Raw genomic sequence first — 17,861 nt, 5'->3', positions numbered from 1 at the left:
ATTAGAATTTTTCAAAGCTTGAAATGATTCTTAATAATTAAGAGTGGTACTAAATTTAATCTCCTTGAGATTAACAGTTACTTCTCTCCTCCATTTTTTGTATATTTGGTGCGAGAAATTTACTCCTCACATTCATCATCATTCTTCTCTCGTAACAAAATTATTATAGGAGGTACAAATGAACGTACTGACTATCAATCATTCAAATCCGAAGTTAGATTGGACAAAGCTTCAGAATATTTCTGAGAAAAAAGATAGGGCTGCTTCATCAAATATCTTTGAACCGTCTTCTTTTGTTCCGGAGTTTCCATCACCTGCAGACGAAGTGAAAAAAACAATTTCGAAAACTGAAGCACAAAATTCAGATAAAAGAAGCAGGCCGTTCTCTCATACTTCGGAAAATTGGATCGGTTGATTCTAATAAATATGAGATTCAAATTGACTGCTTGTTAACTCTCAGAAAGTGCAAATCTTAAAATCTAGGATTCCGCAGATTTATATTTCCCGTTAAGTAAATTTATTATGAATAGAACATACTAACATCGCCGGCACCCTCGCGTAAAATCTCAGGTTCCTCGCTGCTCAAATCAATAATGCTTGACGGCTTTCCTTCTAACGCTCCTGATGAAAGCATCAGATCAACCCTTGAGTTAAAGACTACTTGTATTTCAAGAGGATCAAACAAAATATTCCCGCTATGATTTGTCACGCTGGTACTGATTATTGGGTTGCCTAATTCTTTTGCCAAAGTAAGTGCAATATTATTATTAGGAATCCGGATTCCAACTGTCTTTCTTTTTGTCCAAAGTTTTTTTGGCACCTCGCGTGCAGCAGGCAGAACAAAAGTATAAGGACCAGGTAATAATTTTTTCATACTCTTATACGCATAATCGGAAACCTTAGCATATTTAGAAATGTCTTTAAGATCGTGGCAGATGAAACTAAACAACTTTGATTCAGCATCTTGCTTAATTGTGTAAATACGCTCGAGAGCTTCTTTATTAAATATATCGCAGCCAAATCCATATACCGTATCCGTAGGATAAATTATTACTCCGCCATTTTTCAATACATCTACCGCTTTATTGATGTAGCGCATCTGCGGCGTTATCGGATGCAATTCGTAATATTCCATCTATAATCCTTAATTATATCACAAGAGAAGTTATGAAGATTTTACGTGAAGTTCTATCTGGGTTCTGCTAATTTGTTCTAACGAGAATGAGATTAAAAATAAATAATCAGCAGAATCTTTTTGGAATTTTGAATTGGATTTAAGAAATTAAATTAACAATATTTTTTTAAGATGAAATTTAAAAACATATCACGTTCTGTAATTATACTTGGATTGGTAAGCTTCTTCACTGATTTTGCCAGTGAGATGCTTTATCCTATAACTCCAATTTTTTTGACATCAATTCTCGGCGCTTCAATGTCTGTGGTAGGATTAATAGAAGGTGCTGCAGAAGTTACTGCAGGACTTTTAAAAGGATACTTTGGCTCACTCTCGGATAAAGTTGGTAAACGTTCGATCTTTGTAATAATCGGCTATAGTCTTTCTGGATTGTTTAAATCTCTTCCCGGTTTTATAGCAACCATTCCATCTGTAATATCTGCCCGCATTGTTGATAGAGTTGGTAAAGGAATTCGTACAGCTCCGCGTGATGCACTGCTTGCAAGTTATGCTAACGGCAATACTGGCGCGGTGTTTGGGTTTCATCGAGCAATGGATACTATGGGGGCGGTTGCCGGACCTCTTGCGGCAATTGCTCTACTTTACTTTTTCCCGGGAAAGTACAGCTGGATCTATTTGTTTGCTTTAATTCCTTCATTTTTTGCAATCGGTTTTACTTTTGTGGTTAAGGATACAAAAGGCACAACAAAAAATTCTCAAAAAAAATTGTACCGGAGGTTTTGGAAAAGTGCACCCTTTGAATACAAAATTCTTCTTCTAGTTTTAACAATGTTTTCATTGGTAAACAGCAGCGATGTTTTTTTGATTTTGAAATCAAAACAAATATCTCATTCGGATACAACTGCTATTCTTGGTTATGTGTTCTATAATTTAATTTATGCGCTCTCGTCTTATCCCATAGGAATTCTATCCGATAGATTCGGAAAGAAAAACATTTTCATCTTTGGATTATTAATTTTTTCTGCTGTCTATTTTGGTTTTGCAATGAACACAGAAAATGTGATAGTCTGGATCCTCTTTGCGTTCTATGGAATTTATGCTTCTTCAACTGAGGGAATTTCCAAAGCTTGGGTATCAGATCTTGTGCCCGATGAATTTCGCGGATCAGCTATTGGTCTGCTCACGGCACTTTCAAGTTTTGCAATTATGTTCGGTTCTTTTCTTACCGGAATTTTATGGGATCGTTTTGGAGCGCAGGTACCCTTTTTAATATCTTCTATAGTCTCTATAATGATTGCTCTAATGCTTTCCTTTCTTAAGAACGAACAAAAGTCTTAAGAAAGCTTTCAAAATCTGTTTTCCATCTCACTTTCCAATTTGTTATTTTTAAGCCGCTATTAAAAAGAATTATTAATGAAAAGAAATAAATTAGCAGTTGTTGCCGTCAGCGGCGGAATGGATAGTTGTGTAACGGCTGCTATTGCTGATCAAACTCATCGGCTTGCGTTAATTCATATCAACTATGGTCAACGCACAGAGACTCGTGAGTTGAAGGCTTTTCATGACGTAGCTGATTATTATAAAGCTGAAAAAAGATTGGTAATAGACTTCGGACATTTTTCAAAAATCGGCGGCTCATCTTTAACAGATAAATCCATTGAAGTTTCAAAAGCTGACTTAACCAGTAAAGAAATTCCTAGTTCTTATGTACCGTTCCGTAATGCTAATATATTAAGTGCATGTGTCAGCTGGGCAGAAGTGATCGGCGCGGATGCCGTTTTCATAGGTGCTGTTTACGAAGACGCAAGCGGTTACCCGGATTGCCGTCCGGAATTTTTTGAAGCATACGAAAAGATGGTTGATCTTGGTACCAAACCCGAAACTAAAATTAAAATTGAAACTCCTATAATTCATTTCTCTAAAGCCGATATTGTTAAAAAGGGAATTGAACTAAATGCTCCATTAAGTTTGACTTGGTCTTGTTACCAGAGAGAAGATGTGGCTTGCGGTGTCTGTGATAGTTGTGCATTCCGTTTGCGTGGGTTTGAACAGGCAGGTACAGAAGATCCGATTCCTTATAATGTAAAACCGAGGTATGATTAATTGAGAATTGAAAATGGCGAATTGTGAATGAGTTGTAAAAATTTTTATAATTATATGATTGATGTAATGAATTAAAAGATTGCTACAAAATAATTAATCTGTGAAAATCTGTTGAATCTGCGTCATCTGTGTTCTATTACTTTTGAAATTATTAAAGAGAAATTTAATGAACGACAAACAAAAACTTCTCGTAACATTTCCTAATCCTAACCCGGAAAGGGATTACACAATTATACATACCGCGCCGGAGTTTACTTCCGTTTGCCCTGTAACGGGACAACCGGATTTTGCAACTATTATCCTTGAATATATTCCGGAAAAAATTTGTGTAGAACTAAAGAGTTATAAATTTTATCTGCAATCATTCCGTAATGAAGGAATTTACTTTGAAGCTGTAACAAACCGGATCCTGAACGATCTTATAAAAGTTATGAAACCGCGTTATATCAAGATAACTGCGAATTTCAATACTCGCGGTGGAATCTCTTCGGAAATAATAGCCGAACAGAAAAGAAAAAAACTAAAGAAAAAATTTGTATGACGGTTCAATGTTTGCAAGCATGATAACAATTAACAAGTAACTAATTAATGATAAAGGAGAAAGCATGTCTAAAATAATTAAAAGAAGCTGGGCGGAACCGTATAAAATAAAAATGGTAGAGCCGATCAAGATGACGACTCGTGAATATAGAGAGAAAGCAGCTAAGACAGCTGGTTACAATACTTTTCTACTCAAGAGCGAAGATGTGTACATTGATTTACTAACCGATAGCGGCACAAACGCTATGAGTGATTATCAATGGGCTGGTATGATGCTAGGCGATGAAGCTTACGCCGGCAGCAGAAATTTTTATTACTTATGGGATAACGTAAAAAAATATTATGGTATGCCTTACTTTGTACCAACCCATCAAGGACGCGCCGCCGAACATATGATTTCTAAAATATTAGTTAAACCGGGTTCCATAGTTCCGGGCAATATGTATTTTACAACAACACGCGAACACATAGAACTTGCCGGCGGAAAATTTGTTGATGTTATTATTAATGAAGCACACGATCCTCAGAATACACATCCGTTCAAAGGTAATGTAAACGTTAATAAACTTGAAGACTTGATTAAGAAAGAAGGCGCAGATAATATTTCTTATGTTTTTATGGCCGGACCGGTAAACATGGCAGGCGGTCAACCGTTCTCGATGAAAAATTTAAAAGAAGTTTCTTCCTTATTAAAAAAACACAAAATACAACTTTGGTTCGATGCAACAAGAGCAACTGAAAACGCATATTTCATAAAGATGAGAGAGAAGGGATACGAGAAAAAAACAATTGAACAGATTCTATTAGAGATATGCTCTTACTTTGATGGATTATGGGTAAGCGCCAAAAAAGATTTGATGGTTAACATAGGCGGTATTCTTGCTACACGCAATAAATATGCTTATGAAGAAGCTCGTAACATGGTTGTTGTTTACGAAGGACTTCATACCTACGGCGGTTTAGCAGGACGTGATATGGAAGCTATGGCTCGAGGAATGGAAGAAATGATTCAGTTCGATAACGTCAAGGCTCGCATTGGACAGGTTGAGTATTGCGGTAAACAGCTTGAAAAATATAATATTCCTCTTGTTTATCCTTTCGGCGGCCACGCAATATTCGTTGACGCAAAAAGATTCTTGCCTCAACTTAGTCAGGATCTTTTCCCGGCGCAAACACTAGCTGCGGAAATTTATGTTGATAGCGGTGTACGTGCAATGGAAAGAGGAGTTGTATCAGCCGGGCGTGACCCGCAGACGGGAAAACACCGTTATCCAAAATTGGAATTAGTCCGTTTGACTTTCCCGCGCCGTGTTTATACTCAAGCTCACATTGATGTTACCGTTGAATCGATTGCTCAAGTTTTTGAAAACAGGAAGAAGATCAAAGGATTGAAAATGGTTTATGAACCCAAGCACTTGAGATTTTTCCAGGCAAAATTTAAAAAATTATAGATACTTGTAACGTTAAACCGTTCCGTAATTTGTAGGGGCGAGGTAAACTCGCCCCTACGTGCATTATATGTTAAGAGTAAAATGGATCCTCTAAAACTAAAAGAAAAATTTTTTGAAGATCGTAATCATATTTTCAATGATGAAGAACTTCTCAAAGATCCTTTCAAGTTCTCTGTTAAATGGAGTTTGCTAGTTGAAGAATATATTCAAAAAATCTTAAAAGGAATTAAACTCAACTGCGCGGTTGCATCGGTCGGAAGTTTTAGCCGGAGAGAACTTTCGCCCTACTCCGATATTGATCTGATGTTCATTTTCGAAAAAGTGGAAGGACACGAACAAACTATAAAAGATTGTGTTACTCTTTTATGGGACTCGGGTATAGAAGTCTCCTCCACTTTGCGCGAATTTTCAGATATACAAAAATTTCTTGATGAAGATCTGCATGCCTTCACACAATACTTTGAGACGCGTTATATTCTTGGCAATGAAAAACTTTATTTGAAGTGGAACAAAAAAGTCTTTGATACAATTACAGCCGAGTACAAAGAAAAATTGGTAGTCGAATTTTTCGAGGATATAAAACTTAGATATGACAAATATGGTAGTTCTGCAAAAGTTTTAGAACCAAACGTAAAATATAGCGCGGGGGGGCTTCGCGATCTTCAAGTTGTTGAATGGATTTATATACTTCAAAACAATTTGATGCTAACATCGCAGGAGGAAATTACACAGACTCAATCTTTCATGAGTGTGCTCAAGCAAAACAAAATATTAATTCCGCGCGGCGTTGTTCGCCTCCAGGAAAGCTACCGCCAAATTTTAAACACAAGGAATCATCTTCATCTCTTAAGCGGGAATAAGAATGACCGGCTGGAATTTATTTATCAGGAAAGAATTGCAAATGTTCTTGGATACTCCGGCGACGGCTGGCACGCATTCATGCGTAAATATTTTGATGCTGCAAATGTTGTAAAGAGATTTTCAGTTACAATGATGAAACGGTTCGAAGAAGAACTTACTCCACCTCTAAGCAATTATCTTTCTATTCAACTCGATGACGACTTTTCTCTCAAAGGAAAAAGTATTTCTTTGACGCATGAAAAAAGATTATCGCTATCTACAATTCTTAGGGCATATTATTACCGCGGTTTGCATGATGCCCGGTTTGAAGAAAACTTGCGCTCTCAAATTATCGAAGCTGTGATTGATCATGAAGAGACACAATTATTCGAACCGCAATCATCAGTATTTTTCCGTGAGATATTAAAATTGCCTAAGAACGTAGGCAAAACTTTAACTGCAATGAATGAGGTTGGTGTACTGAGTGCATTTTTGCCGGAGTTCAAAGATCTGGTCGGATTTTTTCAGCCCGGAGTTTATCATTGTTATACGGCAGATGAGCATACTCTAATTGCATTGAATAATGTTGAAAAACTTTCCATTGAAAGTTCTACTCTTGGAAAATTGTTTCAAGGATTACGCAATAAAGATATTTTATTTCTCGCGATTCTATTTCACGATATTGCTAAACCGATTAGTCTTTCAGGACACGAGATCATCGGTGCGGAAATTGCTAATTCCATAATGGAACGACTTGGTTACGGTTTAGAAGAAATTGAAATTGTTCAGTTCCTCGTTCACCATCATTTAACCATGGAACAAGTTGCATTCCGCCGCAATTTGAATGATGCTTCAACACTCAACAATTTTGCAACGCTATTTGCTAATTCTGAACTACTCGATTTGCTTTATCTTGTAACTTATGCCGATCTCTCGGCGGTATCGCAAGTAGTGTGGACACAATGGAAAAGCGATCTTCTTAATGAACTTTACCGAAAAACAAAAACAATGCTCGATGAGCGCATAACCGGTCATGATCTGCTTGCCAGCAATTTGCAAGAAATTATAAATGGTTCGGAAATGTATTCTGAAGATTCTTTCAAGGATCATATTGAATCGATAAACGACCTAAGTTATCTCCATCATTTTTCTCCGGAAGAAATTAATCAGCATATCGAAGAGATTGAAAAGGGTTCACCTGTTTCTGTCTTCTTTAAAGAGGACGGCGCTTTTACGGTGGTTACTATAATTACACGGGATTCAGAAGCGTTACTTTCAAGAATGTGCGGTGCTCTTTCCATAAACGATCTCAATATTCACGATGCAAAAATATTTACACGTAAAGACGGAATTGTTATCGACAGTTTTAATGTTTCAGATTTCAGAACCGGCGGAACAGTTGAAGAAGAACGTTATTCAAAAATTACGAATGATGTTTATCTCGCCGTCGAAAATGAATTACAAATCACAAAAGAGTTTAGCCAAATAAAATCTAAATGGTGGCGGATTGAGAACAAGCTTTTTAAACGAAAGGGGAAAATCAAAATTGCATTTGAAAAACACGATAAATTTACAATCATAGATGTTTATTCACCCGACCGTCTAGGTCTGTTGTATCAGATAACAAAAAAGATGAATGAACTTGGTCTCTCAATCTATTTTGCAAAGATTGCAACGAAGGGTGACGATGTTGTGGATTCATTCTATATACTTGACCGCAATAGAAAAAAAATCTCTTCCGATGTAAATGAACTCATCACTCACGAACTAACTCAAACAATAGAAGAAATGTTATAGGTGACAATTTGAATTTTATGAACAGAACAAATCCAATTGGTTTTTTTGATTCCGGTATTGGCGGTTTAACTGTTGTTAAGTCTGTTGCTCGGCTAATGCCAAATGAAAATATTATATACTTTGGCGATACTGCCCGCGTACCTTACGGCTCAAAATCGAATGAAACGGTTGTGGAATATTCCATTCAAGCGGCAAATTTCTTATTAAGAAAAAACATTAAACTACTTGTTGTTGCATGCAATACTGCATCATCTGTTGCGCTAAAAGAACTGAGAAGATTTTTAACAATTCCGGTCGTTGGAATGATTGAGCCTGGAGCAAAATTAGCTTTGCAAGAATCAAAAAAAGGAATTGTTGGTGTGATCGGAACCAGGGCGACAATCAACAATAAAGCATATGCACATGAATTGAAGAAGCTAAATCCGAAAGTGAAAGTTTATGAACAAGCATGCCCGCTATTCGTTCCGCTTGCAGAAGAAGGATGGCTCGATCATAAAGTAACTGAAATTATTGCTAAAGAATATCTGGGAGAACTTCATAAAAAGAAAATTGACAGTTTAATTCTTGGCTGCACTCATTATCCAATTCTTGCGGACGTTATTCAAAAAGTTGTTGGAAAAAATGTTAAACTGATCGATTCCGGCACTCCGGCCGCAAGATTGGTTGAGGATTATCTGAATGGAAGGGGGTTGCGCAATCAATCTGTTCATCATGGACAAGCTGAATTTTATGTAAGTGACGTTCCGGTAAAATTCCGTGAAGTTGCAGAAAGATTTCTTGGTAAGAAAATAACTCATCTTCATAAAGTAGAATTGGATGAGTTAACTAATGAATGATTTCTTGATACCGGATCCTTGTTACTGGATTCTCGATGGTTCAACCCATAAACAGAAAATCTGATAACTTATTTAATTTTATATGAGTTATAAAAATTTAGAAATATGGAAGCTTGCCCGCGAAGTTGTGATTGATATTCATAAAATTACATTAGAAAAATTACCAAAGTTTGAGATGTATGAAGTTGGTGGCCAGATTAGAAGATCATGCAAATCTGTAAAATCAAATATTGTTGAAGGATACGGTAGAAGATATTATAAGAATGAATTTATTCATTTTCTTATAATTGCATTAGCGTCGAATGATGAAACAATCGACCATTTGGGAACACTTTTCGAGACTAAATCGTTGATTGATGAAAATCTTTTTGACGAATTACATTTAAAATTAGAAACTCTTGGTAAAAAATTAAATTTATTTATCCAATCTGTTCAGAAAGAACATCAAAGTCCTCGATAAATACTTTCTCTAGTATTTAGCAACTAGCATCTAGTATCTAGAATCCAAGACCAAGTTTGTACATCGAGAGGCCGCAAATCGTTTTAGCATCAACAATCTTTCCGTTCCGGATTTTTTCTTCAATTTCTTCGATTGTCAATTCAACTATCTCCATTCCTTCTTCACCTTCTTCTCTAGCATGATCACCTGGTATTAATTCTTCTGCAAGATAAATGTGGAGAATTTCATCACAGAATCCCGGAGTAGTATAAATTTTTCCAAGCTTTGAGATTTTGTTAGATGTATATCCTGTCTCTTCTGTCAGTTCTCTTGTTGCGCAATCTAACGGGTCTTCATCTTTTTCAAGTTTGCCTGCCGGAAGTTCAAGCAGCACTTCGTTGTGTGGATAACGGTATTGGGATACCAAAATGATTTTTCCGTCACTTTTCAATGGTAGAACAACTGCCCCGCCTGGATGAATTGCAACCTGTCTAAAGGCTTTGTTTCCGGTTCCGTTATACTCAATCTCATCGACTTTAACATCAAAGACTTTCCCTTGAAAGATTGTGTTTGTTTTCTTTACAGAAAAATTCATCTTGTTCTCAAATAGTTTTATAAAAAAAATGAATTAATACAAATGGACGAAAAGGAAATTACCGGTATGAAACATTCAGATACATTCTTGATTAGTCTTTACTAGTTTACTTACATCGAATCCTTTTGATTTACATTTATCAACAAGCGAATTAAAAAGTTGTTCATCCATCTTTGGACTGCGAGAAAGAATCCACAAATATTTTCTGCTTGGTGCGCCTACGACAGCGAACTGGTAATTCTCTTTGTCAAGATCAATTATCCAATAATCGCCGCGGAAAGGCCAAAAGAATTGCACACGAAGTTTCGCATTGTTCGAACCTTCAACCACAAATGCCTTCCCGTTTACTTTATCAATTTCTCCGTTCACACTATCTTTACGGCATGAGTTAATTACACGAATTGTCTCGTTGTCAATTATACTGTATTCTGCCGTAGTGCAGTTGCATCCCTTTTGAAAACTATTAGGCAGCATTGCAATCTCATACCATTTACCTATGTAACGGTTCACGTCAACTTTATCAACAACATCAAGAGGGGCGTAGTTAGATGAACTGCAGCCGAATAAACCCATTAGTATTCCAAAGTAAAATATTTTTACATAGTTCGATTTATAATTCATAGAACCTTCCAAAGTAATTGAGAATTGATAATGGCGAATTGATAATGGAAAAATAATTCTCAATTCTTAATTCGCAATTATCAATTAATTAATCATAGTATGAAACAATTTCACTTCCTAAAAATTTTACTGCCGCTACAATAACTCCAAGATCATCAAGAAATCCAAAAAATGGTGTAAAATCTGGAACCGCATCAATTGGACTGATAAAATAAATTAGCGCGGCAACCACGATAGATTTACGGTACCACGGAACATGTCTATCTCTCATATACCTGTACAATGCTTTGATATCTTTGGCAAAACGGATTTTTTTCCCTTCACGTTCAACTTTATTCCAGAGACGCTCTTCAACATATTCAGTACCGCGTTCAACCTCTTCTTTGGTATCGAACTGTTTTTCTTTTAAAACCGGAGAATCCCAAAAATCCTTATCGTTATAATTCATTTTCACCCCAAATTATTTTTTATGTTCATTGAACCAATCAAAAACTGTGCTCCACCATAAACGCGCGTTCTGTGCTTTTTGAACAAAGTGTGTTTCATCCGGGAAATACAAAAATTTACTTTCAACATTCATGAGTTGAAGTGCCGTGAATAATTCCATTGCTTGACCTTCCGGAACACGGAAATCATGACCGCTGTGGACAATCAGCATTGGAGTTTTGAAATTCTTTACAAACCGGTTCGGAGAAAATTTTTCATAATCGGTTCTATTATTCCAATAAGTTCCGCCATATTCCCATAGAGGGAACCACAATTCTTCAGTTGATCCGGTCATGCTTTCCAAATTGAAAACGCCGTCATGACTAACAACCGCGTTGAACCTTGTTGTATGACCTTCCAGCCAGTTGATCATGTAGCCGCCGTAAGATGCACCCGCTGCAAAAGTATTTTTTGGATCAATGAATTTATAATTCTTGATAGCGTAATCACACGCGTTCATAAGATCTGTATAAACTTTACCGCCCCAATCGCGCGATATTTCATCGCAGAATTTTTGTCCGTAACCTTGACTGCCTCTTGGATTTGTTGCTACAACAACATAACCTTTTGCGGCAAACATTTGAACATTCCATCTGTAATGAAAATCATCAAGCCAGTGACCTTGAGGTCCGCCGTGAATTAGAAATATCAACGGATACTTTTTTGCCGGATCGAAGAACGGCGGCTTAACAAGAATTGACTGAACCTTTGCGCCATTAGCTCCGTTGCTCCAAAAAGTTTCTATATCACTCATCTCAAGCTGCGAAAGCAAATCTTTATTTACAAAAGTCAGTTGTTTAAGTGTTCCGCCGTTAGCATTGACAGAGAAGATTTCATAAGGCAATGTTGATTTTTGTTTTTTGAAAAATAAAGTCTGCCCATCGGGTGAAATAGCTAAAGCTGAGTTTCCGTTTTCCTTAACAACAACTTCGTTCTTTCCAGTCCCGATATTGATTTTGTAAATTGAATTGTAAACTTCATTCGGTGCATCGAAATAAATATATTTTGAATCGGGTGACCAAATAATCTGTCCGGCAGTCACATCAATTTTTTCAGTAAGATTTTTTAATACACCTGTAGCGCAGTTATAAAGCACAATTGATTTTTTATCGGCTTCAAATCCCGAGCGAGCCATAGATGTAAATGCTATATATTTTCCGTCGGGAGAATAGACCGGTTGAGAATCGCTTCCTTTACTTTTTGAAATTAGTTTATACGGAGTTACTGAGTTCTTTTTTACTTCGTCAAGTTTAATAACAAAGATATCGTTGTTCGTGCTTGTGGCTACAACTTTATCAGTATTCATTGTGAAGGCAACTTCTTTTCCGTCTGGCGAGAATGAATAATCATTATCTGAACCGAGATCAACAGGAGGAACTTCAAATGTGCTGCCGAATGTTAAATCAACATATTCTTTTGTTGCAAGATCATATAAGAATAAGTGACTTCGTTTTTCTCCTCGCCAGTGATCAAAATTCCTGTACATTAATTCCGTTATGATTGATGCTTTCACTAAATTTTTTTCTGCGGCTTCGTCTTTTTGTTTATTACAATCTTGTGTTGGGCAATCCGGGTATACATCTGATACAAATAAAATTTTCTTTCCGTCATTGGACCAAACCATTTCGGAAGCGCCTGTATAGAGATCGGTCAATTGCTGATCATCCGAGCCATCTACGTTGCTGATCCAGATTTGACCTTTCTTTGAATATGCTATCTTTTTTCCATCGGGAGAAAATTTTGGAGAGCTTTCGCTCACATCTGAATTTTTGAATGCATGGATATTTTTCCCGTCAACATCAATTAACCATATATCGGAATTCGATTTATTTGTTTCCATGTTATAAGATGTTGCGGCAAACGCAATAGTTTTTCCATCGGGTGAAATATCAAAGCTCCCGACGCGTTTCATATTCCACATATCTTCCACAGTCATTGCGCGTTTTTGTTGTGCGTTGATTGATGTTAGTGCGAGAATTAAAATTATTAAACGAACTAAGTACTTCATTGCTGCCTCGGTTAGTTATTATTTTCAATGCAAATTATAAAAAGCGTATGGTAAATGAAACAGAGTTACTAGTCAATTCATTGTATGATTAAGCTGGCAGAATGATCATCCAGCATCCAGATCAATTCTCCGTGGATCGGATTAACATATGATGCAGGTAATTTTTCAAAACCAATTTTCTTGTTGAGAATTGTATCTACAATTTTACTTTTGCTTTCGCCGGTCACAAGGAACACAACTTGTCTAGCATTATTGATAACGTTTCCCGTTAGCGTAATTCTTTTCTGATGAGTCTGAGGGTGTTCGGTAACGGCACAAATACTTTTTTCTTCAAACAGATTCAAATAATTTGAGAAAATTGATGCCGTATGTCCGTCTTCACCTAATCCCAAAAGTAAGAGATCAAATTGAGGATAATTGTTTTCCGATTTCACATTTTCCTCTATTATGGAAGCATAACGGTGAGCTTCTTCAGCCGGACCAATTTCGCAATGAATGCGAAAAATATTTTCCGGCGGCACGTTTATCTTATAAAAAAGGTTTTCTTTTGCCAATCTATAATTACTATCTGGATGATTTGGTGGAACCAACCGTTCATCTCCCCAGAAAAATTTTATTTTATGCCAATCAATTTTGGATTTATAATTGTCCGCTAAATATTTATAAATCATTTTTGGTGTCGCACCGCCGGAAAGAGCTAAATAATAACTATTCTCACTTTTGTTTACAGCGTTTAATAAAAGTTGTGCAAATTTCTCTGAAAGTTCTTCAATGTTTTTTGATATAATTACACTAGAGTTCACAATAGACTCCGTCATCAGATAAATTTTTACAAGGATAACGCCACATCATATTTTCTCCTTCAATCAGATCATCGGCATTTTCCGGTCCCCATGTGCCGGAAGGATAACCGTGCAGAGGAATAGTTTTATCATTTTTCCATGCATCAATTATCGGCATTAAAAATTTCCAGGCAGCCATCACCTCTTCACTCCGCGCAAATAAAGTTGAATCGCCTCTCATCGAATCATAAAGAAGACGTTCATAAGCGGATGGAATTCTAGTTGCGGATAAATCGGAATAATGAAAATCCATATTTACATTTTGAACATCAAAACCGGCACCGGGAATTTTCATCCCGAATTTTAAAAGAATTCCTTCATCCGGCTGAATTCGCAACACCAACTGATTACATGGATCAGTCGAACCGCCCTTGCTAAAAAGAAAATGCGGTGTTGGTTTAAAATGAATTACAACTTCAGAAACACGAGTCGGTAATCTTTTCCCGGTTCTAATGTAGAACGGAATTCCGCCCCATCGCCAATTATCAATATAAAATTTTATTGCTGCGTAAGTCTCGGTTGTGGAATGAACATCAACTCTATTCTCGTCTCTATATGCTTTTACTTTTTCACCTTTTATCTTTGATTCAAGATATTGTCCTCTGATGACAACATTTTTTACATCTTCACTTTTAATAGGTCTAAAGGACTGAAACACTTTCAATATTTCATTCCGTATTGAAGCTGAATCTTGAGATGAAGGTGGTTCCATTGCAACTAATCCAACAATCTGCAACAGGTGATTTTGTACCATATCACGCAATGCGCCGGAAGAATCATAATATTCTCCCCGACCTTCAACTCCAATACTTTCGGCAGATGTTATTTCCACATGATGAATAAAATTTCTATTCCAAAGCGGCTCAAATATTCCATTTGAGAATCTTGTAACCAATAAATTTTGTACGGTTTCTTTACCGAGATAATGATCAATCCTAAAAATCTGTTCTTCTTTCCAATCCAACAGCAAACCGTTTTTTAATTTCTCGGCGGAATCAAAATCCTCTCCAAAAGGTTTTTCTATGATTAATCTTTTCCAACCGTCATCTTCTTGATTCAAATTGTTTGCAGCTAAGTTCTTGGGAATTACAGAATAGAGGCTGGGAGGTGTTGATAAGTAGTAAATTGTATTCCCGCAAATATCATAAGCGGTTTTTAACGAATTTATTTTTTTTGACAAATTTATAAATGTTCCGCTATCTTCAGAATCTAGCGGTTGGTAAAATATTTTTTTCAAGAATTCATCTATTTTGGATAGATCATCAATCTCCTTAAACTCAATAAGCGCACTTTTCATTTTTGAGCGGAATTCTTCATCACTGAATTGAGTTCGGGAAGTTCCAAGAAGAGCAAATTTATCCGGTAAAAGATTTTGAACATACAAAGAATAAATTGCCGGAATCAATTTTCTCTTTGTCAAATCTCCAGACGCACCAAATATTACAAAAATATGGTCTAAAGGTTTATTCATAAAGTTACCTGAACTTTGGCAAATGCTAATACAAATATAAAATGAATTATTGACCCAAATAGTTCCGCATTGATATTAAATGGCTTATTTACAATGCTTTCCTTGATAAGCCTCTCCATTTTCCATAATTTCTGATGCAATTTTATAAATACTACGGGAATTATGAAATATCCTTTTAAAGAAGTAGAAAACAAATGGCAGAAGTTTTGGGAAGAAAATAAAGTTCACAAAACTGATTTAACAAACCTTCGTGAAAAAATTTATTGCCTCGTGATGTTCATATATCCATCTGCAGCAAAAATGCATATTGGGCATTGGTATAATTACGGACCAACAGATTCATGGGCACGTTTTAAAAAGTTAAAAGGCTTTAACGTTTTTGAACCTATGGGTTATGATGCTTTTGGTCTACCTGCTGAAAATTATGCTATAAAAACCGGCGTTCATCCTAAAGACAGTACGTTAAAGAATATAAATGATATCCGTGAAATGATGAAACAGATGGGCGGAATGTATGATTGGGATGCAGAATTAATGACATGTGTTCCGGAATATTATAAATGGAACCAATGGCTTTTTCTACAGCTTTACAAAAAAGGTTTAGCCTATAGAAAAAATGCACCTGTTAATTGGTGTCCTAAAGATCAAACCGTATTAGCAAACGAACAAGTATTAAACGACGGAACATGTGAACGCTGCGGTACAACGGTTATTCAAAAAAATCTTACACAATGGTTTTTCAAGATTACAAATTATGCCGATGAACTTCTGGATGGTCTTAATAAAATTGACTGGCCGGAAAAAACAAAATTGATGCAGACAAATTGGATCGGAAAAAGTGTCGGCACCGAAGTAGAATTTGCTATTGAAGGACACGATGAAAAAATTACAGTATTTACTACACGACCGGATACATTATTCGGCGTGACTTATGTTGTTATTGCACCAGAAAAAGATCTTGTCCAGAGAATAACAAAACCGGAATTCAAAGAGGGTGTTGATAATTATATTGAATCGGTAAAATCATTCAGCGAAATTGAAAGAACATCAACTGTGAAAGAAAAAACGGGCATATCAACAGGAGCTTTTGCAATCAATCCTGTTAATGGTGAACGTGTTCCTATTTGGATTGCCGATTATGCACTTGCAACGTACGGAACCGGATGCGTTATGGCTGTACCGGGACATGACGAACGTGATTTTGAATTTGCTAAGAAATTTAATTTACCAATACGAAAAGTTATTCTTGAATCCGGCGCTGAAGCTAATGATGAACTTACCGCCGCTTATACTGAAATTGGAACGATGATCAATTCAGGAAAATACAATGGACTGCAATCAAACGTCGGAATCGAAAAAATTACAGATGATCTTGAAGCAAATAAAATCGGTAAGAGAAAAATTAATTTCAGATTGCGTGATTGGCTTATTTCACGCCAGCGTTATTGGGGCACTCCAATACCGGTTATCTACTGCGATAAATGCGGCGAAGTTCCGGTTCCAGAAGATCAGCTTCCTGTTGTACTTCCATATGAAGTTGCATTCAAACCAGATGGCGGTTCTCCATTAGCAAGCAATCAAGAATTTGTGAACACTACTTGCCCAAAGTGTGGTGCACCTGCAAAACGAGATGTTGATACGATGGATACGTTTGTTGATTCATCATGGTATTATCTGCGTTATATGAACCCGCATTTTAGCAGCTCGATGTTTGATTCCGATCTTGCAAATAAATGGACTCCGGTAGATATGTATGTCGGCGGCGCGGAACATGCGGTTATGCATTTACTCTATGCACGGTTCATTCATAAATTTTTAAGAGATATTGGAATGGTAAACAGTAACGAACCATTTCAAAAACTTATTCATCAAGGAACGATTACAGCTCAAGGCGCAAAGATGTCTAAGTCAAAGGGCAATGTTGTAGATCCGCATTCCTTTATGGAAAACTACGGTGCCGATGTCTTTAGAATGTATTTAATGTTTATGGGTCCTTATGAACTTGGCGGCGATTGGAGTGATAAAGGAATTGTCGGTGTTGACCGTTTTGTCCAAAGAGCATATACCATGTTCGAGACGCACACAAATTTTGCAAAAGAATTTCCATCGAAAGATAATTACGAGATTTCTGAACTGAGTGAAATTGAAAAATTAATTTATAGAAAAGTGAATCAATCAATTCATAAAGTTGATATTGAAATTGAGAACTTTAGATTCAATACCGCTGTTGCTACTTTGATGGAACTTTCCAACGAAATGAAAAATTTAGCCGAGTGCAGGAAAGATCTGCAAACTTATGTTTTAGAAAGATTTGCTGTGATGATCGCGCCGATGGCACCGCATCTAGGCGAGGAATGTTGGAAACTTCTTGGCAAAGAAAATTCGCTTTTTCAAAATCCAATCTGGTTTGATGTTGATGAAAAAGCGCTTTCGGTTGATAATATGACAATCGTTGTTCAGATAAACGGAAAAGTAAGATCAAAAATTGATTTACCGGTTGAGGCTATTGAAGCAGAAGTGAAGAATGCTGTTTTTGCCGATGAGAAAGTGAAATCGTATACAGAAGGTAAACAAATAGTAAAAGAAATTTACGTACCAAATAAAATTTATACTATCGTAATCAAATAAAGAATCTGCGTAATCAATTCAATCTGCGCTATCAGTGGGCTAATAGCACGCAGATGACACTGATGAAAC

General features: G+C 36.5%; 16 protein-coding genes. 9 read left to right on the top strand and 7 right to left on the bottom strand.

From position 1 onward, the window contains the following. The first annotated feature begins 178 nt into the window (after window positions 1-178). Complete coding sequence (locus tag NTX65_06655; protein MCX6168998.1) at window positions 179-415, top strand: hypothetical protein; 237 nt, start codon at window positions 179-181, stop codon at window positions 413-415. Window positions 416-520: 105 nt separating this feature from the next. Here the strand turns inward: NTX65_06655 and NTX65_06650 are convergent, their stop codons facing one another. Further along, window positions 521-1,135, bottom strand: coding sequence for an L-threonylcarbamoyladenylate synthase (locus NTX65_06650; protein ID MCX6168997.1), 615 nt, complete (start codon window positions 1,133-1,135; stop codon window positions 521-523). A gap of 171 nt (window positions 1,136-1,306) precedes the next feature. Between NTX65_06650 and NTX65_06645 the strand changes: the two genes are divergently transcribed. The 7 genes from NTX65_06645 to NTX65_06615 all read left to right on the top strand — a co-directional run bounded on the left by NTX65_06645 (window position 1,307) and on the right by NTX65_06615 (window position 9,162). Further along, window positions 1,307-2,473, top strand: coding sequence for an MFS transporter (locus NTX65_06645; protein MCX6168996.1), 1,167 nt, complete (start codon window positions 1,307-1,309; stop codon window positions 2,471-2,473). Window positions 2,474-2,548: 75 nt separating this feature from the next. Further along, complete coding sequence (gene queC / locus NTX65_06640) at window positions 2,549-3,238, top strand: 7-cyano-7-deazaguanine synthase QueC (GenBank protein MCX6168995.1); 690 nt, start codon at window positions 2,549-2,551, stop codon at window positions 3,236-3,238. A gap of 166 nt (window positions 3,239-3,404) precedes the next feature. Continuing rightward, window positions 3,405-3,779 carry a preQ(1) synthase gene (gene queF / locus NTX65_06635; protein MCX6168994.1) on the top strand — a complete coding sequence of 125 codons (375 nt, stop codon included), beginning with the start codon at window positions 3,405-3,407 and terminating at the stop codon, window positions 3,777-3,779. A 64-nt stretch (window positions 3,780-3,843) separates the two neighbouring features. After that, a complete protein-coding gene (locus tag NTX65_06630; GenBank protein ID MCX6168993.1) occupies window positions 3,844-5,229 on the top strand; it encodes a tryptophanase in 1,386 nt (461 codons plus the stop codon). Between the two features lie 81 nt (window positions 5,230-5,310). After that, on the top strand, window positions 5,311-7,866 hold the full coding sequence (locus NTX65_06625) for an HD domain-containing protein (protein MCX6168992.1): 2,556 nt from the start codon (window positions 5,311-5,313) through the stop codon (window positions 7,864-7,866). 17 nt (window positions 7,867-7,883) lie between these two features. Continuing rightward, the gene (gene murI, locus NTX65_06620) at window positions 7,884-8,702 is read left to right on the top strand and encodes a glutamate racemase (protein MCX6168991.1); all 819 of its coding nucleotides are present in this window, start codon (window positions 7,884-7,886) and stop codon (window positions 8,700-8,702) included. 82 nt (window positions 8,703-8,784) lie between these two features. Continuing rightward, on the top strand, window positions 8,785-9,162 hold the full coding sequence (locus NTX65_06615; GenBank protein ID MCX6168990.1) for a four helix bundle protein: 378 nt from the start codon (window positions 8,785-8,787) through the stop codon (window positions 9,160-9,162). A gap of 37 nt (window positions 9,163-9,199) precedes the next feature. Here NTX65_06615 and NTX65_06610 read toward each other — a convergent pair whose 3' ends face one another. The 6 genes from NTX65_06610 to zwf all read right to left on the bottom strand — a co-directional run bounded on the left by NTX65_06610 (window position 9,200) and on the right by zwf (window position 15,164). Next, the gene (locus NTX65_06610; GenBank protein ID MCX6168989.1) at window positions 9,200-9,736 is read right to left on the bottom strand and encodes an NUDIX hydrolase; all 537 of its coding nucleotides are present in this window, start codon (window positions 9,734-9,736) and stop codon (window positions 9,200-9,202) included. Between the two features lie 75 nt (window positions 9,737-9,811). Further along, on the bottom strand, window positions 9,812-10,357 hold the full coding sequence (locus NTX65_06605) for a lipocalin family protein (protein MCX6168988.1): 546 nt from the start codon (window positions 10,355-10,357) through the stop codon (window positions 9,812-9,814). Window positions 10,358-10,445: 88 nt separating this feature from the next. Next, window positions 10,446-10,805 (bottom strand): YkvA family protein, encoded by a 360-nt coding sequence (locus NTX65_06600; GenBank protein ID MCX6168987.1) that lies wholly within the window; start codon window positions 10,803-10,805, stop codon window positions 10,446-10,448. A 12-nt stretch (window positions 10,806-10,817) separates the two neighbouring features. Further along, complete coding sequence (locus tag NTX65_06595; protein ID MCX6168986.1) at window positions 10,818-12,851, bottom strand: S9 family peptidase; 2,034 nt, start codon at window positions 12,849-12,851, stop codon at window positions 10,818-10,820. 77 nt (window positions 12,852-12,928) lie between these two features. Beyond that, window positions 12,929-13,654, bottom strand: a complete 726-nt coding sequence (gene pgl / locus NTX65_06590) for a 6-phosphogluconolactonase (GenBank protein MCX6168985.1) — start codon at window positions 13,652-13,654, stop codon at window positions 12,929-12,931. Continuing rightward, on the bottom strand, window positions 13,644-15,164 hold the full coding sequence (zwf, locus tag NTX65_06585) for a glucose-6-phosphate dehydrogenase (protein ID MCX6168984.1): 1,521 nt from the start codon (window positions 15,162-15,164) through the stop codon (window positions 13,644-13,646). The genes pgl and zwf overlap by 11 nt, the downstream gene beginning before the upstream one ends. Window positions 15,165-15,326: 162 nt before the next feature. On the opposite strand from zwf, the gene leuS reads away from it, so the two are divergent. Continuing rightward, a complete protein-coding gene (gene leuS, locus NTX65_06580; GenBank protein MCX6168983.1) occupies window positions 15,327-17,792 on the top strand; it encodes a leucine--tRNA ligase in 2,466 nt (821 codons plus the stop codon). Window positions 17,793-17,861: the final 69 nt, after the last annotated feature.

The sequence above is a fragment of the Ignavibacteriales bacterium genome (assembly GCA_026390795.1).
In the GTDB taxonomy this organism is placed as follows: Bacteria; Bacteroidota; Ignavibacteria; order Ignavibacteriales; family Melioribacteraceae; genus Fen-1258.
This window is presented reverse-complemented; position numbering and strand designations above follow the sequence as displayed.